The sequence below is a fragment of the Candidatus Palauibacter sp. genome (assembly GCF_965222475.1).
Lineage (GTDB): Bacteria > Gemmatimonadota > Gemmatimonadetes > Palauibacterales > Palauibacteraceae > Palauibacter.
On the sequence record NZ_CBDCUB010000006.1, the window covers coordinates 1 to 19,249 of the forward strand.

At 68.3% G+C, this 19,249-nt stretch carries 15 protein-coding genes; all 15 read right to left on the reverse strand.

Annotated elements, in window-relative coordinates; translation table 11 throughout:
- On the reverse strand, nt 1-1,560 hold a 1,560-nt coding region (locus ACOQPP_RS10785), incomplete at its 3' end, for a site-specific DNA-methyltransferase (RefSeq protein ID WP_420636518.1).
- A gap of 918 nt (nt 1,561-2,478) precedes the next feature.
- Entirely contained in the window at nt 2,479-3,294 is an 816-nt protein-coding gene (locus ACOQPP_RS10790) for a hypothetical protein (protein WP_420636519.1), read from the reverse strand.
- A gap of 536 nt (nt 3,295-3,830) precedes the next feature.
- Nucleotides 3,831-4,964, reverse strand: a complete 1,134-nt coding sequence (locus ACOQPP_RS10795) for a carboxypeptidase regulatory-like domain-containing protein (protein WP_420636520.1) — start codon at nt 4,962-4,964, stop codon at nt 3,831-3,833.
- Between the two features lie 177 nt (nt 4,965-5,141).
- A complete protein-coding gene (locus ACOQPP_RS10800; protein WP_420636521.1) occupies nt 5,142-5,558 on the reverse strand; it encodes a hypothetical protein in 417 nt (138 codons plus the stop codon).
- Nucleotides 5,559-5,876: 318 nt separating this feature from the next.
- Nucleotides 5,877-7,025, reverse strand: a complete 1,149-nt coding sequence (locus tag ACOQPP_RS10805; protein ID WP_420636522.1) for an SMP-30/gluconolactonase/LRE family protein — start codon at nt 7,023-7,025, stop codon at nt 5,877-5,879.
- A gap of 54 nt (nt 7,026-7,079) precedes the next feature.
- Nucleotides 7,080-7,523 carry a TonB-dependent receptor plug domain-containing protein gene (locus ACOQPP_RS10810; RefSeq protein WP_420636523.1) on the reverse strand — a complete coding sequence of 148 codons (444 nt, stop codon included), beginning with the start codon at nt 7,521-7,523 and terminating at the stop codon, nt 7,080-7,082.
- The gene (locus ACOQPP_RS10815) at nt 7,456-9,888 is read right to left on the reverse strand and encodes a carboxypeptidase regulatory-like domain-containing protein (protein ID WP_420636524.1); all 2,433 of its coding nucleotides are present in this window, start codon (nt 9,886-9,888) and stop codon (nt 7,456-7,458) included. The genes ACOQPP_RS10810 and ACOQPP_RS10815 overlap by 68 nt, the downstream gene beginning before the upstream one ends.
- Entirely contained in the window at nt 9,885-11,006 is a 1,122-nt protein-coding gene (locus ACOQPP_RS10820; protein WP_420636525.1) for a carboxypeptidase regulatory-like domain-containing protein, read from the reverse strand. Before ACOQPP_RS10820 ends, ACOQPP_RS10815 begins: the two co-directional genes overlap by 4 nt.
- A gap of 103 nt (nt 11,007-11,109) precedes the next feature.
- Complete coding sequence (locus ACOQPP_RS10825; RefSeq protein ID WP_420636526.1) at nt 11,110-12,042, reverse strand: carboxypeptidase regulatory-like domain-containing protein; 933 nt, start codon at nt 12,040-12,042, stop codon at nt 11,110-11,112.
- Nucleotides 12,043-12,404: 362 nt separating this feature from the next.
- Nucleotides 12,405-13,925 carry a Fic family protein gene (locus tag ACOQPP_RS10830; RefSeq protein ID WP_420636527.1) on the reverse strand — a complete coding sequence of 507 codons (1,521 nt, stop codon included), beginning with the start codon at nt 13,923-13,925 and terminating at the stop codon, nt 12,405-12,407.
- A gap of 122 nt (nt 13,926-14,047) precedes the next feature.
- Nucleotides 14,048-15,163, reverse strand: a complete 1,116-nt coding sequence (locus ACOQPP_RS10835; RefSeq protein ID WP_420636528.1) for a carboxypeptidase regulatory-like domain-containing protein — start codon at nt 15,161-15,163, stop codon at nt 14,048-14,050.
- Nucleotides 15,163-16,044 carry a carboxypeptidase regulatory-like domain-containing protein gene (locus ACOQPP_RS10840; protein WP_419166986.1) on the reverse strand — a complete coding sequence of 294 codons (882 nt, stop codon included), beginning with the start codon at nt 16,042-16,044 and terminating at the stop codon, nt 15,163-15,165. Before ACOQPP_RS10840 ends, ACOQPP_RS10835 begins: the two co-directional genes overlap by 1 nt.
- Nucleotides 16,045-16,295: 251 nt before the next feature.
- Nucleotides 16,296-17,579: a TRAP transporter large permease gene (locus tag ACOQPP_RS10845; protein WP_419166985.1), complete on the reverse strand. Its 1,284-nt coding sequence runs from the start codon at nt 17,577-17,579 to the stop codon at nt 16,296-16,298.
- A complete protein-coding gene (locus ACOQPP_RS10850; protein ID WP_419166984.1) occupies nt 17,576-18,121 on the reverse strand; it encodes a TRAP transporter small permease in 546 nt (181 codons plus the stop codon). The genes ACOQPP_RS10845 and ACOQPP_RS10850 overlap by 4 nt, the downstream gene beginning before the upstream one ends.
- Before the next feature lie 14 nt (nt 18,122-18,135).
- Nucleotides 18,136-19,242 carry a TRAP transporter substrate-binding protein gene (locus ACOQPP_RS10855; RefSeq protein WP_419166983.1) on the reverse strand — a complete coding sequence of 369 codons (1,107 nt, stop codon included), beginning with the start codon at nt 19,240-19,242 and terminating at the stop codon, nt 18,136-18,138.
- Between the last annotated feature and the right edge of the window lie 7 nt (nt 19,243-19,249).

The window sequence follows — 19,249 nt, forward strand, 5'->3', positions numbered from 1 at the left end:
TCCCCCACGCCGACTCGTAGAACCCGCGCTAGCTGCCTCGGTGCGCATCTTTGCGGTCGGCTGTTCTAGCGTGAGCAGCACGCCCATTTCCGCGTTCTCGCGTTCCATGACGCCCCGTAGATCACGCACGTACGGTGCGTGCAATTTGCCTGCCTTCACCGAGATCACGATCTGCTTCGTTTTCCCTCTGGGGCCTTCATCGTGGAAGAACACACGTCCGTCGACTCCCTTGTCAGCGCCCTTCTTTTGATCAACCGGTCGCGCCCCAATGAGACCGAGAGCCCACCACTGAAACTGATACGGGTCTGCCTCAGCGAGGGTCCGGGCGTCGGCGAGGGAGACCGGCTCACCGATTACCTCGTACGTGTCTGCCACTTGGTCGCCGTACGCATCGCGTAAACGATGGCGAATTAGGCCGATCGCCAAGTGCGTGATGTCGATGCCAATCCAGCGACGCCCGAGTCGCTGCGCCGTCGCGATCGTGGTACCGCAACCACAGAACGGATCCAGGACCACATCCCCGCTGCTACTGCTGGCGTTGAGAATGCGTTCGAGGAGCGCCTCGGGCTTCTGAGTCGGGTAGTGCAAACGTTCTGCAGCCATAGCGTTAATGGGAGGAATGTCCGTCCATACATCCTGGAGCGCCACACCAGCCAACTCGTCCGCGTACTGCTTCAGCCTTGGCGTTCCTGACGAAAAGTAGTGCAGTTTTTCACTCTTAGCGAACTTCAACAGGTTCTGGCGGCTGTAGGCCCAATACCGTCCTCGTGGTGGTTTCATGGCTCTGTAATCGCAACCCGGTTGCGGCGTCATCCACTCGTCTTCAAGGTCACTCGTCCACTCGCCGCCCCGCCGTCGCTTAATCCGCCATTCGTATGACGTGTCGCCGCCAGGTTTAGCTGCCGATAGATCTGTATCCTTGTACGAACCCCGACGATCAATGTGCTTGAAGCGCTGTTTCACGTAGTCGTCGTCGAAAGGGACGTGGACAGGATTCCACGTCCACGTTGCACCCTTAGCGTAGAACAGAAGTACGTCGTGAATGCGACCATGCTGCCGCCGGCCTTGTTTCGCGTCGCTGTGGGCACTCGATCTCTTCCAGATGATCTCGGTCTTGAATGCTGCGGGACCAAATACTGCGTCCAATAGGAACTTCAGGTAGTGGCTCGCGGCCGGGTCGCAGTGAAGGTAAATGCTGCCAGTCGACTTCAGCACCCGTCGCAGCTCGACGAGACGCGGGGCCATCATCGACAGGTAGGCCAACATGTCGTTCTCGCCGAGGAAGGTGCGAAATGCCTGCATCGCCTGCGAGACGGTGCCGCCGCGCTCGACGACTTCCTGATAGGTAAGCGCTGCCGCTTGGTCCCAGTGCCAGGTGTCCTTGAACGCCTTGATCTGCGCGGCGGCCTGCGTCCCGTCGCGCTCGGCGAACAACACGTTGTAGTCCTGGTTGCTCTTGAAGGGCGGGTCTAGGTAGACGAGATCGACGCTTGCGTCTGGGATGTAGCGCCGCAGGATGTCCAGGTTGTCGCCGTAGTAGAGCCGGTTGGGTTTGGCCATGGCGCTGCTCTAGGTTCCCCCCGCGCCGGTTCCAACGCTGGCGTGCGGGGATGGTCCGAAATCGATCTACACCCCAGTATTGTTGCATCAAGACCAGTCCGGCGGCAGACTGTCTTGGTCGGTCGCGCTCCGAAGGCGACGAAGCTCGGAACAGGGGACGCGGAGCGGCCGTCCGACGCGAGCCACCGGTGCGCTGGGCCGGCCTCGCCGAGCGGACACCGCGCTGCCGTGGAGCGCAAGCACCAGTCCCCGTCTCTGACGCCGACCACCATGGCCCGCCGGTCGGCACCCGCAGCAACAGGCGAGGGCTCCCGGTTCATCCGCGCACCAGGCCACGGCCAAGTTGAGGACGCGCAGGCCGATTCGGGTGGCGCATCATCGGCGCGCTTCTCGCCGTCGCATCTCCAAAGGGCCTCCAGCCGGTCCGGAACCGCCGGGACCGGCACCTCACGTCCAAGCAGGCGCCCGCGGGGGCGGACGGCGCGTCGCGGCGCTCGAAGTCGAACGCGGACAGGAGGGGCGCGTCCGGTCGCGACGATCTGCGCGGGGCCGCCGCGCCGCCGGAATCGTCGGGCAGCTACCGCGTGGCCGGGGGCGGACTCCAGGGCTGCCCCACGGGGGTCAGCGACCGGAGCGGCCGTTCGTGCTCGAACGGGCTCGCCGTGGGCGGTTGGCGGGGGCAGGTAACGGGCGCGGCCGTCCTCAAGGGCGGCCACCCTCGTGGCGAGGCACGGCACCGACGACGAAGTGCCCCGGACGTCGCGGCCGCGGCGTTTGGTCCCGAGTTCGACCGTGCGGATCGTGTCCCCTTCGATCGTCACTTGGTGAAGGCGGTACGCCGCGCGGTTGGCCAACCACAGCTCTCCGCCGGGTCCAGCCGCCCACGCAATCTGCCGTGCGTCGGCGCGCACCGGTCTCTCAATCTCGATCCGCCCCCCATCCGCCGTGCGCTCCACCGTCGGGAGCCCCATCTCGATCCGCCTCGTCCTCGATCAGGAGCGTGTCCCCCGCCAGCAGTTCGTGACCAGCGGTCACGGGCCGCCGCACGATGTAGGTCATCCGGGGAAACTCCCGGATGGAGTGATCGGGCCAGTCCTCCACTATCAGTTGCTCGTAGATGGAACCCACCGTGTCGGCGGCGGTCACTCTGGATGACGTCGCCAGCTGACCCTCGGGGAAGTAGGGGAACCTCCAGCGCGTGCGGCGGAGATGGTTTCCGAGCGAGTCCACCGTCAAGGTTGCCTGCTGGCCCGCCTCGACCCACAGGCGGCTGGGCGGCTGCCAGAGAAGCCGCATGTAGTCGGCCCGGATGTCGCGACCGTACGGATGGTAGTTAATCTCGCCCGGTCCCTCGCCGGCGCGAACCATGTTTCTCAGATGCCGGCCATCGCGGGCGAAGACGCGGACCTCCTGCGAGCCGATGTCAAGTACGTAGATTCGTCCCTGCTCGTCCACGGCAATGTGACCCACGTCGCCCAAGACGTCCGGTCCCCTCCCCTGGAATCTTCCGAGCCGGAGTTCCTCGACGAACCGCCAGCCGTCTTCGCCCTCGTTCCGGCTCCGAGTGGCGGCGGGGTTGGAGACTACGATCCGCCCCCCGTGCAGGATGTCCACCCGCGTGTCCTGAAGGACGAGACCCAGCGTCGGCGATGGGTGCGAGAGGGCGAACAGGAGAGCGCTGAAGATAAGCCCGAGAGTCCCGCCGCCTGCCGAGCCGCCGCGTCGGCCGGACACTACTTCACGGCTTAGGTGCACCGACCGCCCGCCATGTAGTGAATGCCGCCCTCCTGCAACTGTATGCAATAGAACTCGCTTATCACAAAATCCATGCTGAAACCGCAGCTGATACGCCATGCTCAGACGCTGTAAGGCCTATTGGCTCGAAATCGGCCAGGGAGTGCTCGTACACTTGCTCCAAGCACAGCTGGGTGTTGGTGTTCAACTCTGCTGTGGAATCGTTCCAGTAGCCCAACAAGAGTACAAGGAACACGACACCGAGACCGACCCGCATACGGAGACCCCCACCGACTACTTGGGCGGGGGACCGCCGCCTAGGCCTTCTTGTGCCGAGCGTACTACAGGGCGCTGCGTTTACCGGGTTGTCGAGATCAGTTCGTCGCACTGAGGTTCTCTGCCTTACCCTTTATCGGTCGATGCCTGGTGCATTGCGTGGGTCGGCGGGAGCCGAAGAGGTTACATGCCCATGAGAGGACTTTGACATCGCCGTCGCTTCCCACGGGACTCCTGCAGCACGGTCGAGAAGTCGCAACTCACTTCGTCCAGATCACGACGGCGCCGCAGCGGGAGTCGTGTCCGCCGAACTCGGCCGGGAGCGACGCGCCGCCTGTGTACACCTCGATTCCGGCGATTTCGGTCGGGAGGACGAGATCGTTGATCGATTCCCGGGGGTTCATGTCGGTACCGCCTCCCGACGTGAGGCTCCAGCGCTCCTTGCTGCCCCGGATGGCGAGGTTGCCGTCGAGGAAGATGTTCAGCTTGCAACCCTGATCCGAGAACCCCCGCGAGTGCGTCGTGCTGTACAGCTTGCAGCCGTGTCCCCACATGTCGCAGTTCGCGAGCCGGACCCCGGGGGCGTCCGCGATCATGTGGGTGATGCGGAGGGGGTTGCGGCGCTCGATGTCCTCGGCCGTGAAGAACGCCCCGCCAGCGACCAGTTCGCCCCAGTACTTGCGCTCGTAGAAGCCCTTGATCTCCAGGCGGCGGGGTCTCGTCGCCGTCGCCACGAGGGGCTCCAGCGCCACGGGATCCGGCGACAGGTCGACCTCGACTTCCGTCGTCAGCCCCCGCGTGACCGTGACCGGATGCGTGAGCGGGGCGTACCCGAGGTGTCGGATCGAAAGTTCGTAGTCGCCGACGGGCAGCCCGGCCAGGATGAAGCGGCCCCTCCGGTTGCTCTCGACCACCTCCGCCCGATCGGCGACGGAGACCGCGGCCGCGGTAACCGGCTGATGGGTGCGGGCATCCAGCACCTGGCCGATGAGCCGGCCCGTCCGCATCTCCCCGAACAGGAGACGGAGTTCGACCTCGTGCGCCAACCCCGGGTCGAGGGCGAGGATCGCCTCCTCGCTGGAAGCGTCGCCGAACTCGGCCCACAGCGTGGCCTGCCGTGCGTCCCTCGGCACACAGAGGACGAGGCGCCCGGTCATGTCGGCGGTTTCCCGCACGGGCCTTCGGACGGCGTCCGTCCAGCGCAGCACAACCGTGGCGTTCGGCATCGGAACGAGCCCCGAGTCGTCCCGGACGGTGACGGCGAGAGACGCCCGCTCGCCGCAGGGTCGCTCCTGCTGTTGCGCGGCCAGCGCTGCGGCGGGATCGGCAACGACGGCGAGTATCAGCACGGCCGAGACCGTCATCAGCAAGGAGGGGCCGGCTCGGTCGCGCATGTCCATGGCTTCCCCCTTTTTCCGGCGGCCAGACGGCTGGAGGCCGCTGCCTCCAGCATCCGACCTTTGAGGCGGGCAGGACGCGGGTGAAGAACGGCGCCCTTGGTTCTGATACGCCTCAAGTCGGTGGAAGTTCGCGGGAGCCGGAACGCCCGCGGCGACTTTACGCCGTCACCGTCAGCTCAGTACCCGGGCACTCACGAGCAGCCAGACGATGTCGACGAGGAGAGAGAGGCCGGTCCCCCACGCCGCCCCCACGATCATACGCGTCCCGCCACGGAGCCGGCAATATGCGACGCCGAGCAGCGCGTGAAAGGCCGTGTCGAACACCCCCACTGCCGGGATGTCGGCCGGGGAGTCGGAGAGTGTCGCGAAAGCCATGGTGTCCGAACGCACTTCCCCCGCGTTGGCGAACTCCGGCGGGACCACCACGGCGGAATCGGGCAGGAACAGCGCATCTCGATCCGGCAGAAAGGCGAACGCGGGTCCGGCGAATTCCACGCGGCTCGCCGCCAGGGCGATTCGGAGCGCGTGGCCGGCGAGCAGGATGTACCCTGCGTGGACCGCCAGGCTGAAGAGCTGTCGGAACGACACTCGCTTCCCCGGCCTGAGTCGCGACACGGCCAGGAGGATCCCCGCGCAACGCAGCGAAGTACAGGGGCGTGTGGAGGACCTCTCGAACTACGGAATTGGCCACGTTCGCGGCTACTATGAAAGGGACGGCGAAGACCGGCGCGTACACCAGCGCCGCGACTCCATGCTCATGATGGACGAGTCCGGCGATCACCCAGAGACTCGAACTCACTACGAGGTAGACGATCAGCGCCCGCCGCCACACGGGTTCGCCCGCCAGCGAATCGAACATCGAGAGCACCCGCCGGTGGACGTGGGGCAACCGCAGCCGTTCGGGGGTCACGGGGTCACGTCGGGACCGGCGGCGAACGGGGGCGGGCCGGGTGCCGACGGCAGCAGCTCATGGATCCGCAGCTGGTTCATGCACAGCTCGACCAGCCGGCCGTCGACAACGGCATAGTCCAGTGCGATGCAGCCCGAGGGGCGCTGGTGGTCCCCGCGCACGACCACGGACACCGTGTCGGCGGCCGAGAGGGGGATCGACATGGCGAGCGCGAGGTGGCCGGCCGAATGCGGCACAACCCAGAGATCGCCCAGAGACATCCGCACGCCCCGCGAGAAGGGGATGATCGACCTCACCGCGCCAGGCCGGCGCTCCTCGCGCCCGTCGATCTCGCGGGACTCGGGTTCGATCGCCTCCGCATCGGCAGCGATGATCTCCGTAAGCCAGCCGGGAAAGGCGATCGGGGCGATATCGGTGATCCGGGCCGACGCGATGTCCAGCGCGATGCGCCACGCGCCGTAGGCCCGCACGTCGGTGTTCCGTAACGCGACCACCGTGTCGGGCGCGATGACCGCGAACTCGAGATCGTACTCTGTCCAGAGTGCCTGGAAGTCGTCCGGCGCGAGCTCCGGCGGCAGTTCCCCCTCGAGATCCACCACGCCGTCGCCGGACTGCACGGCAAGCGAGGCCGTCCCGCTCTCGGTACTGCGGTACAGGACCGCGCCGTCCGGCAGCACGGTGAAGCCCCGCGTGAGTGCCGGCATCCGCATCTCCCGCAGGACGTGTCCGTCCGGATCGAACCGGGTCAGCCGGCCGAGCTGCAGATCGGCCACCCACACGCCGCCTCGGGGATCGGCCTCGATCGAATGGGGGTTCTCGAATTCGCCGGGGCCGCTGCCCGGCGCCCCGATCACGGCCTGCAGCTTCGCGTCCCGGTCCAGCCGCAGAACATGCTTGGCGAATGTGTCGAGGACGTAGACTTCGTCCAAGCCGCCGGCGCCGATGGCCAGATCCCACCCCCGCTCGATCAGGGATTCCGACTCCATGTCGAGAGGGTCGACCGGGAAGCCCGCGATGAACGCGCCGGGTTCCAGCACGCGGTAGCCGGCGACCGATGCCGCGGCGGGGGCGACCGAGGGAGTGGTGTCCCCACCTGACGGGGAACCGGCCCAGCCACACCCGGAGGCCACGGCGATGACGATCAACGGCCCACTCCGGCCGGCGATTCGTAACCTCACCCCACGTCCACGATGCATCCGCTACTTCGTCCAGATCACGACCGCGCCGCACCGGTTGTCGAAGCCGGAGAACTCCGCCGGGAGCGACGCCGCGCCCTGGTAGACCTCGACTCCCCCGATCTCTATGGGGAAGACCAATTCGTTGACGGACACGGGGCTCTTGCCCCAGCGGCTGTCGCTCGACCGAACGACGAGGGTGCCGTCCACGTACACGTTGAGTTCGCAGCCACCGCCCCCGAATCCGGTCGAGACCCTCCTGCTGTACACGCTGCACCGGAATCCACTGCCGTCGCATCTGACGCGGACCCCCGGCGCGTCCGCGATCAGGTCGGTGATGCGGAGAGGGTTCCGGCGCTCGATGTCCTGGATGGTGAAGAACGTGCCGCCACCGATGAGTTCACCCCAGTATTTCCGTTCGTAGAAGCCCCGCGTCTCCAGCCGAGGGATCCTCGTGACCGTCGCCACCAGAGGCTCCAGTTCCACCGGGTCGGGAGACATGCGCACATCGACCTCGGTTGTGTGGCCCCGGGTGACCGTCACGGTGTGCGTCAGCCGGGGCGTACCCGAGGTGCCTGATCGACAGTTCGTACGCTCCAACGGGGAGTCCGCTGAGAACGAAGTGACCTCTCCGGTTGCTCTGCACCTCCTCCCGGCGACCGGTGACGGACACGGCGGCCGCCGCCACGGGACGGTGGCTCCGGGCATCCCGCAACCGGCCCACGAGCCGTCCCGTTGTCCCCTCTGCGAACGCGAGCCGGAGTTCGACCTCGTGGACCCGCCCCGGCTCGAAGGCGACGAGAGTCTCCTCGCTGGAAGCGTCGCCGAACTCGGCCCAAACCGTGGCTTGCCGGGCTTCCGGCCGGATGCAGAGGAGCAGGTGTCCGTTGGCATCGGCGTCCTCGCGCACCGGCCTGAGCGCCGCGTCGGTCCAGCGCAGCACGACCGTGGCGTTCGGCATCGCCATGAGTCCGGAATCGGCCCGAACGGTCGCGGCGAGCGAGGCTCCTCCCCCACACACTTCCTCCCGGGCCGGAACGTGTGGTAGTGCGGCTTCGCCCGGTGGATCCGCGGGCCTTCCGGGGTCCGCCTCAACGTCCCGCCACGCGACGCGGGTGACCAGATCGAACCCGACGCCTTCGCCCGCTCCTTTCTGCCGGAGGAGAACCGTCTCTCCCAGAGGGACGCGGCAGATCACGAACTCGCCCTGCTCGCCCGACACGTCGCCGGCACTTTCGGTCCGGTCGTTCACGAGGACCTCGCGTCCCGCGAACTGGACGTTCCGCACCCGCCACAGGACCTCGATCTCGACCCCCGGGACGGGGAGCCCGGTGGCTGCGTCGCGCGCGACTCCGACCACGGCGCCCGAGGTGCCGTATGGGGCTGAACCCGGGCAGGTCCGCGTGAAGACGGTCTCGGCCGAGGGCGTCCACAGTTCCAGAGCTGCGCTCGTCCGGCCCTCGACGACCACGCGGATTTCGTTCAGCCGCACTCCCACCGTCCGCAGCCTCGGGTGGTCCACGCCGAGGGCGTAGACCCCGTCCGGGAGCCCCGTCACCCGGAACGCGCCGGCCTCGTTGGTGACCCCGCTGAAGCGAGCCTCCGCAGCCGTGGGCCGGGGCAGGAACGCCGCCGCGTCGTCCCCGTCCCGGAGGACGATATCCGCCCCGCCCAGCGGCTCGCCGCTCACGCTGTCACGCAGGACTCCGGCGACCACGCCCGCCCCCGTCCCGAACGAGCGGCCTCCCACGAAGGCGTCCGCCACGCTGCCGCCGGTCTGACGGTACGCCACGAGCACGGCCTGTCGAGGAACGGACAGGCCAGCGAAGCCAAGCTGCGTGGGTCGACCCGCGATCGGGAAACGGATCCACCAGTCGCGGACGTAGAACGGGCCGTCCGGCAGCCGGTCGAAGACGAGGTTCGCGCCGATCCGTCGCCGCTCGGCCCCCCGCGGGAGCGGGACGTTGCGGTACCGCAACTCGACCTCGCGCAGCGCGGCACTCGCCTCGTCGAGCCACAGCGTCCCTTCGATCTCGATTACGGCACTCTGCCGCTGGGGGCGGAAGGTGATGCCGAGTCTCGCCTCGCCCTCCGCTTCGTCACGCTGCAGGCCGAAGCAGTGCGCATCCCTGAACTCCTCCGACAGGAGGACGGTCGCGTCCGGCGCGTAGAACACCGAAGAGTCCCGGTCCACGACGGCGTAGCCCTCGGCCGCCAGCCTGGGTGCGGGGAGGCTTCGGAACGGCGGCAGGCGCACGTTGGGGCGCGTGCGGGTCTGCGAACCGAGGGTGACGAAAGAGCGGGGATCGAGCGTGCGCTCGTATTCGGTGAGGGTGAAGGTGAGTTCGCCCCGATCCTCGGCCCAGACCGCCGTCTCGAGCGCCTTGCGCGCCTCCTCCCACACGGTGGCGAGCGCCTCTCCCTGGCGCGGATCGTCGAGGCAGGACCCCGTCACCTCGACGCGGAGGTCGCCGAGCCGCACCGGCTGGCGCGGGACTTCGATGGTGATCGCGAGGGACTGCCCGGCCGCCAGCGCGTGAGCCTCGGTGACCCAGTTCGCGTATCCGATCCGCTGCACCCGGATCCGGTACTCGCCGGGCCCCGGCACCGCAAACGAGAAGGCGCCGTCGGCCGCCGTGAAGTCGGCCTGCACCGCCTCGCCCGCAGCGTCCAGCAGGCTCACGAAGCCGCCCGGGATGAGCCGACCCCCCTCGGCCTCGCGCACCGTCCCGTTGATCCGCTGCGCGGTGGCCACCGATGGAAGCGCGAACAGCGCGGCGACCGCGCCGAACGTCGCGAACGCCCGGAGGCGCCGGGACCACACCGGCTTCACTTTGTCCAGACGACGACGGCGCCACACCGGGAAGCGGAACCGCTGAACTCGGCGGGGAGTGAAGCGGGTCCCTTGTACACCTCGATTCCGGCGACCTCGATCGGCAGCGCGAACTCGTCCACACTTGCCCCGCGGAGCAGTATACCGTCCAGGTAAACGCTCATCGGACAGGGCCGATTCGAGAAACCCGCCGACATGCGGGAATTCGCGAGGATGCATCCCCGGCCGCCGTGACACCGGATGCTCGGAACCAGGTCCGCAACCAGGCGGCCGATGCTGTTGGGATGCCACCGTTCTATGTAGTCGGCGGTGATGAACGTTCCGAGACCGGTCAGCTCACCCCAGTACTTTCGTTCGTAGAAGCCCTTGATCTCCAGGCGCCGCGGCCTCTCCACCGTTGCCACGAGGGGCGCCACTTCCACGGGATCCGCCGACAGACCGATCTCGACTTCCGTCGTGAAGCCGTGCCTGACCGTGACCGCGTGTGTGAGCGGCGCGTAGCCGAGGTGTCGGACCGAGAGTTCGAGCTCGCCGACGGGCAGCCCGCTGACGATGAAGCGGCCCATGCGGTTGCTGTCGACCACCTCCGCGCGGTACGGTACGGAGACTGCGGCCGCGGCCACGGGCCGGCCGGTACGGGCGTCGAGTATCCGGCCGATGAGGCGGCCCGTCCTGATGTCCGCGACCAGGAGCCGAAGTTCCACGGCGTGCTTCATCCCCGGTTCGAGGACCACCAGCTGTTCCTCGCTCGAAGCGTCGGCGAACTCGGCCCACAGCGTGGCCCCGGCGGCGTCCGGGGGAACGCAGAGAAGCAACTCGCCGCCGACATCCGCGGCTTCGCGCACGGGCCTCCGGACCGCATCGGTCCAGCGCAGTGCGACGGTGGCGTGGGGGATCGGAATCTGTCCGGAGTCGTCCCGGACGGTGATGGCGAGCGAGGCGCGGTCACCGCAGCTCTCGTCCCGCGCTTCCAGGGCCTGCAGAGCCAGGGCCGGATCGGCACCCACGCCAAGCAGGAGCACGGTCGAGGCGAGGACTCGGAACCGGGATGGAGTGGTTCCCGGCACCCGGAGCCGCTTGAGTGGTCGAGGTAGTCCCCGTCCATTCCCCATAGACATCCTCCTCCGGTCGCGGCGGGCGCACAGGCCAGAGACGTACGTATCCATTATGTCTGACGCCGCGCGTCGGCCGGACGTCACATCAATGGCGGAAGGACAAGGGCTACTTCGTCCAGACGAGGACGACGCCGCAGCGGTTGGCGTGTCCCCCGAACTCGGCCGGGAGGCTCGCGAGTCCCCGGTAGACCTCGACCCCGGCGATCTCGACCGGCATGACGAAGTCGTTCAGCGATTCACCCTCGATCTGGAAACCCGGCAGGTGGACGTTGTAGGTGCGTGTCGATGCGGAGGTCCGGAAGCGGCTGCTCCCCTGGACGACCGGGTGGCCGTCGAGATACACCGTCATCTCACAGCCGCCGGTCGAGGTCCCGACGCCGGACCGCGTGCTGTAGAGCTTGCAGCCGTGTCCGCGGAGCGTGCAGCCCGCGAGCTTGACTCCCGGGGCCTCCGCGATCATGTGCGTGATTCGGAGCGGATTTCGGCGCTCGATGTCCGCGTCGGTGATGAAGGTGCCGCCCCCGCTCAACTCCCCCCAGTACTTGCGCTCGTAGAAGCCCTTCATCTCCAGGCGGCGGGGCCGGGAGGTCGTCGCCACGAGCGGCTCCAGCTCCACGGGATCCGGGGTGAGGTCGACCTCGACTTCGGTGGTCAGACCCTGGTTCACCGAGACCGGGTGCGTGAGCGGAGCGTAGCCGAGATGCCGGACGTAGAGTTCGTATTCGCCGACGGGCAGGCCGCTGAGGATGAAACGGCCCCTCCGGTTGGTTTCGACCGCCTCCTCGCGTTCCGCCACGGAGACCGCGGCCGTCGCCACGGGCCGGTGGGACCGGCCGTCGAGCACCCGGCCGATGAGGCGTCCGGTCCGCATCTCTCCGAACAGGAGCCGGAGTTCCACCTCGTGCGCGTAACCCGGTACGAGGACGATGCTCGCTTCCTCGCTCGACGCGTCGCCGAACTCCGCCCACAGCGTGGCCCGGCCGGCATCCCGCGGGACGCAGAGCGAGAAACGCCCTTCACCGTCGGCCTCTTGTCGCACCGGTCTCCGCACCGCGTCCGTCCAGCGCAGGACGACCGTCGCGGTGGGGATCGAAATCAGCCCGGAGTCGTCGCGGACGGTGACGGCGAGAGAGGCTCGCTCGCCGCAGCTTGTCTACTGCTGCGGGGGTTCAGCCTGGAGTGCCGCGGCGGGGCCGGCGCTTGCGGCAAGAAACAGGGCGGCCAGAAAAAATCGAGTCCGTCCCGGTTCGTAGCCCATGGGACACTCCTTCGCGGGCGCGCGGGGGGCAGGTAGAGGCCGCGCGACTGAGTCCAATATGCCTCGGGATCGTGAGAGTTCCAATGGCGCCAAGCGCGCCGCCGTGATCACGGCGCCGGAACTGCATGCCGACCGACGACATGTCAGGCGGACCCTTGGGCGGCCATCGCCTCCCGGACCGCCGCCTCCATCGCACGGACCTCGTCATCGGTCAGCTCGGCGAAGCTCCCGCGTTTCCTCGCCGCGAGCCGCCCTCCGTTCTGCATGCACAGGCGTACGAACAGTGATGCACGCCGGTCGGGCATGTCCACGATCTCCTGGACAGCCTTGAAGGCGCGGTCGAAGACCGCCACGAACCCGAGTTCCTCCTTCAGGTCGCGGCGCACCGAGTCGGCCACCCGGCCGTAGAGGTATTCGGCGAAGGAGGTAGCGTCGAAATAGCGGTAGAGGTCGGCGCTGTCGCTCTCGACGACCATCTCCCGGCTGGGAGAATCGGCGCCCCCACCCGACCATCCCCATCGGATCAGGTCCAGCAGAGACCGCGAGAAGCCGGAGAGGATGTCGTCGTAGCCCTGCCGGTCGCGCAGGATGGCCGCGGAGACGGGGAGGATGGTGCCGGGGGGACCGTATCCGCGCCGGGCGAGGACGTGGTGAATGAGGAAGCGGTGGATGCGGCCGTTGCCGTCTTCAAAGGGGTGGACGAAGACAAAGGCAAACGACGAGACCGCTGCCGCGACAACCGGGTCCACGCCGCCGTCGACGACGCGCCCGGTCAACGCCGTCCAGCCACGCATGAGGCCGGGGACATCCGCCGGGCGGGGGCAAATGAAGTGAACCCGCTCCCGGTATCCGCCGATGGTCTCGCCGACGAAGTTCTGGATCGTGCGCCAGTCGTCCGCGGCGTAGCGGGGATCGACGATGGCTGCGTGCAGGCGCAGGAGGTCCGCCTTGTCGGCGGGGTCGAACGCGGACGCCGACTTCAGCGCCTGGGCGAACCTTTCGGCACGCCCTCCGCTCGGCGTCTCGCCTTCCAACGCGAACGACGAGCGCGTCTCCTTGGCGAAGAGGTAGTTCACGGCTCTGGCGAGGATCGATGGGTCGTAGCTCTCCATGAGGTCGCGCGCTTCCTCGTCCAGGCCCGACTTCATCGCCTTCCGCAGCCTCGAGGTGAGTCTCACGACGGGACAGAGCTCGGCCCCCCCAAGGAGATTGTCGGCGACCCGGTGACGCCTGGAGTTGCGGCGGGTGGCGACCATATGACGGTTGTGATCGAGGGCACCGGCGTAGTTTCCCGCCTTCGCGTCTTCCAGGTCCAGGGTTCGGCCGCTGAAGGTCTCGTACAGGAACCACGCCCGCCGGCTGAAGGCGCCCGTCGGTTGCGCCCGTACCCAGGTTTCGAGTACCGCCGGGTCGATCTCGCGGAGGGCCGCGACCAGGACACCGAGGTCGAAAGCCTCGTGGCGCAGCGCGAAGCGGAGGTGCGCCACGATCGAGTCCTCGGCCGCGTACCGCAGCGGGTAGAGTTCCGTGGTTCGAGGGCCGTCCCTTTCGGTCCGCCGGGCACCCGCGACGACGTAGCTCCGCACGGCTGGCCTCGGAACCGCCAGAGCGAAGTGGCGGAAGAGCCAGGCCTGGCCGACAGGTCTACGGGCGTCGTTGCTCATGGGTCCGCCGTGGCAAGACGGTTATGCGGGTGGCGTATCCATTACAATATCCCCATGTCGTGGAAAATCAATTGCGGCAGGTCGATTGTCGGGCGGGGACCGGGGGGACGGAAGTTCACGCTCTATTTCGTCCAGATCACGATGGCGCCGCACCGGCTGTCGGAGCCGGAGAACTCCCCCGGGAGCGACGCCGCGCCCGGGTACACCTCGACCCCCCCGATCTCGATGGGGAGGACGAACTCGTCGATGGTCGTGACGTTCGACCTGCCCGGCCGAATGACGGGCGTCCCGTCCACATACACGGTCATTTCGCAGGGGCGGCCTCCGAATCCGGTCGAGATCCTCCCGCTGTACACCTTGCACGACCGTGCCCTGCCGCCGCACCTGACGCGGACCCCTGACGCGTCCGCGATCAGGCTCGTGATGAGGAATGGGTTCCGGCGCTCGATGTCCTGGACGGTGAAGAACGTGCCGCCACCGATGAGTTCGCCCCAGTATTTGCGTTGGTAGAAGCCCTGTGTCTCCAGCCGCCGGAGCCTCGTGACCGTCGCCACCAGGGGCGCGAGTTCCACCGGGTCGGGAGACATGCGCACATCGACCTCGGTGGTGTGACCCCGGGTCACCGTCACGGTGTGCATCAGCGGCGCGTAGCCGATGTGCCGGATCGAGATTTCGTACTCTCCTACAGGTAGCGCGCTCAGGACGAAGTTGCCCCTCCGGTTGCTCTGCACCTCCTCCCGGCGACCGGCAACGGACACGGCGGCCGCCGCCACGGGACGGTGGCTCCGGGCATCCCGCAAGCGGCCGACGAGCCGTCCCGTCGTCGCCTCCGCGAACAGGAGCCGGAGTTCGACGTCATGCGCCAATCCCGCTTCGAGGGTCAGGACCTGCTCCTCGCTCGAAGCGTCGCCGAACTCCGCCCACAGCGTGGCCTGCCGGGCGTCCGGCGGCACGCACAGAAGGAGCCGCCCTTCGGAGCCCACCGGTTCACGAACCGGCCTTTCGACGGCGTCCGTCCAGCGCAGGACGACGGTGGCGGCGGGGATCGGGATCAGCCCGGTGTCGTCCAGGACGGTGACCATGATCGTGGCCCATTCCCCGCAGTCCTCGTCCCCCGGCGGCGCATCCTGCGGCGCGTCCTGCAATGAAGCGGCGCGATCGGCGGTGCCAACCAGCAACAGCGCGGCGAGCGTCGCGCCAACGAACGAGCGGGTGGGTCCCATCGGCGCCCTGGACATCACTTGATCCAGATTACGACGGCGCCGCACGCCGCGTCCGAACCCCCGAACTCGGCCGCCAGGGACGCCGGTCCCTTGTACACCTCGATCCCGCCGACTTCGAACGGTTTCGCGAACCCGTCGAGTTCGCCCGGCTTCAGGCGGATGCCATCCAGGTACACGGCCATCGGACACCCCGAGAATCCCCGGGACATGCGCCGGTTCCCCAGCTTCTGTGTCGTGCCCGGAACCATCATGGCGACGAAGCTGGCCACGCTGCTGGGACGCCATCGGTCGATATCCTCGGCCGTGAAGAAATAGCCGAGCCCGAGCAGTTCGCCCCAGTGCTTGCGCTCGTAGAAGCCCTTGATTTCCAGCCGGCGTACCCTGATCGCGGTCGCGACGAGCGGTTCCATCTCGACCGGGGTGGGCACCAGACCGATCTCCGCCTCCGTCGTGTGCCCCCATTCCACCGTGACCGGGTACGTGAGGGGCGCATAGCCGATCCGCCGCACCTGGAGGTCGTGTTCGCCGGCCGGCACGCCGGTGAGGACGAAGCGGCCTTGGCGATTCGTGTCGACCGTGACCGGACGGCCGCGTACCGACACCGCCGCCGTAGCCACGGGATCGTCCGTCAGCGCGTCCAGGACCTGACCCATGAGCCGTCCCGGCCGCACGGTCTCCGAGAGGACGCGGAGCACGACTTCGCGCGTCGCTCCCGGGTCGAAGCCGACGACCGCCTGCTGGCTGGAATCGTCGCCGAACTCCGCCCATAGCGTCGCCTCCTCAGCGTGCTCGGAGATACATAGGAAGAGGCGGCCGTTCGCTCCGACGATTTCCCTGACCGGCAACTCGGCCACGTCCGACCAGCGGACGATTACCACGGCACCGGGCAACAGCATGGTCCCCGCGTCGTCGGTCACTGTGACCTGAAGCGATGCCTCCGCACCGCAGTCTACCTCCTGCCCCTGCGCGGCTTGCAAGGGCGCGGCGGGTGTAAGGCCAAAGGCAAGCAACAGGGTGGATCGGAGTGATCGATGCCGTGCCGGCGCCTCGCTCATGGACAGTCCTTTCGCCTTGTCCCGCGTGGGTGTGCTCAAGCCGAAGGCATACATCTCCATTTTACGACGCGGCAAGTCGGCGGAACGTCACATCAGTGGTAGAAGACATCCACCAGCGCGAGGGGGATCGCCGGGACGTACGTGACCAGCAGCAGTACGGCGACGAGGACCGCGATGAAGCGGAGGTTGACCTTGCTCACCTCCCAGATGTCCGCCTTGGCGACCGAACAGGCGGTCACGAGCACGCTCGCAACCGGCGGCGTTTGCTGGCCGATCCCAAGGTTCAGGGTGACGATAAGCCCGAAGTGGACCGGGTCGATGCCCGCCGCCCGCACGAGCGGCATCACGATGGGGACGACGAGGATGATCGCGGCCGCGGAGTGCAGGAAGAGCCCGATCACGAGGAAGAAGACGTTGAGCAGCGCCAGGATGAGCCACTTGTTCGAGGTCAGCTCCATGATCCCGGCCGCGACCTGCTGCGGGAGGCGCTGCTCCGTGAGATAGTCGCCGAGGAGCGCCGAGGTGGCGACGAGGAGCATGACGACGGCGGTCTGCACGCCGCCCTCCAGCATCGCCTCGCGCAGGTGGGCGAGGTCGAGTTCCCGGTAGATGAGCCCGCCCACGACGAGCGCGGCGACGACGGCGAGCCCCGCCCCCTCGGTGGCCGTCACCCAGCCGCTGAAGATCCCGCCGAGGATGATCGCGGGCAGGAGGAGGGCCCAGCCGGCCTCGCGCATCGTCGTCCACACGCGGCGGAGTTCGAACCTGCCCTCCACCGGGAAGTCGTGACGGCGGGCGTAGAGCCAGGCCGCGAACATCAGCAGCAGCCCGCCGAGCACCCCGGGTACGATGCCCGCGACGAACAGCTCCACGACCGAGGCTTCGGCCATGACGCCGTACAGGATCATGGGGATGGACGGGGGGATGATGACGGCGAGCGTGGCCGAGGAGGACATCACGGCCGCGGCGAAGGGCGTCGAGTAGCCGCGTTTCTTCATCGCGGGGATGAGGATCGAGCCGAGGGCGGCCACATCGGCCACCGCGGAGCCCGAGATCTCGGCGAAGAAAAGGGAGGCCGAGATGCCGACCATCGAGAGGCCGCCGCGGATGAACCCGACGAGCGCGGAGGCGAACGCGATGAGCCGGCGCGAGATCCCGGTCGCGTTCATGATCGCGCCCGCGAGGATGAAGAGCGGGATGGCGATGAGCGGGAACGAGGTCGCCCCGTTGAACAGGACGAGTCCGGCGTTGGGGAGCATGGCGACCCCGCCCGAGGCGAGCATGGCCACGAGCGCCACGATGCCGAGCGCGAGCGCGATGGGGATGCCGATCGCGATCAGGAGCAGCAGTCCCACGAAGAGGAGGAGGAGCGTCACGGCTCACCCTCCCCGGTCGGTTCACTCGCCGTCTCACCCGCCGACCCCGCCACCCCCGACTCCACCGGGGCGCCCGCGTAGCGGCCCGCCCCCTCGGCGAGGGCGTCTCTCAGCCCCAGAAGCTGTGCGACGATGAACAGGACAGCCCCGATCGGGATCACGGACTGCGCGAGCGCGGCGGGCACGGAGGGCAGGCTCACCAGCGACGTACCCTCGAGTACGCGGACGACCTGCCACCCGGCCCACGCGACCGCCGCGAAGAAGGCGATGACCGCGGTCTCGGCCGCGAGCACGACGACGAGCCGTGCGCGCCCGGTGAGACGCTGCGCCAGCGTGGGCACGCCGATGTGCGCCCGTCGCAGGGCGGCGAGCGCCGCTCCGTAGTACGTCAGCCAGGCGAGGAGGATGGAGGCGACCTCGTCGTACCACACGAGCGCCGCCCCCGCCTTGCGGAACCCGACCCCGACCACGACGACGACCGCGAGCGCGGCCAGCAGGACGAGCACCGCCCCCTCGAGTAACCGGCGGACGCCCGTCCTCACGGCCCGAGGCCCGGCTATGAGCCGCCCTCCGGCCCGTCGGCCTCCGAGCCGGGTGCCTCCGGGCCGGCGACCGCCCGGGCCTTGTCGATCAGCGCCTGTCCGCCCTCGACGCTCGCCGCGAACTCCTCGTACACGGGCTCGCTCGCGGTCTCGAAGCGGGCGGGATCGGCTTCGTTGATCGCCATCTCCGTCGCCTCGAGTTCGGCGAGCAGTTCCTCGTCCATGCGCGCGGCCGTCTCGTACACGAACGACTGCATGTCGCGCGCGATCGCCTCCACCTCGGCGCGGATCTCCGGAGGGTGGCGTTCCCACCGCCCCGCGCCTGTCGTGACGAAGGCGGGGCTGTAGACGTGGCCCGTGAGGGAGAGGTAGTCCTGGACCTCGTGCAGCTTGGCGCTCGTCACCTGCGTGAGCGGGTTCTCCTGTCCGTCCATCACCCCCGTCTGGAGCGCGACGAAGACCTCGGAGAACGGCATCGGCGCCGGGTTCGCGCCCAGCGCCTGGAAGAGCTTCACCCGCCATACCCCGCGCGGCGTCCGGAGCTTGATCCCGCTGAGGTCTTCCGGCCCGTGGATGGGCCGCCGGGAGTTGGTGATGTGACGGAACCCGTTCTCCCACACCGCGAGGATCCGGTAACCCGCCGCCTCCGCGCGCGGCGCGAGGTCGGGCCACACGACGGCCTCCTCGATCCGCTTCATGTGCTCGCGGTCGTGGACCAGGTAGGGCATCTCGAACAGGCCGAAGGCGTCGACCATCGAGGACATGATGGTGGAGGGGATGGACATGTCCAGCGTGCCCAAACGCAGGCGCTGCAGCATCGCATCGTCGCCGCCGAGCTGGCTGGCGCCGTACACATGGAGTTCGGCCCGGCCGGCCAGGCGCTCGTTCACGCGGCGCGCGAACTCGTTGGCGGTCACGTCGTAGAGCGAGCCGGGCGACCCGACGTGGCCCAGCGAGAGTTCGACGACCCCCGGCTCCCCGCTCCCTCCTCCGCACCCGAAGGACAGCGCGGCCACGGTCGTCAGCGTGGCGGCCAGTCTCGGCGGGGCGGGCGGCGGCGGGCGGGCGGGCGGCGTCGGGCGGGCGGGCGGCGTCGACCGCACGAGCGAAACTCTTCTCATGGGCCGC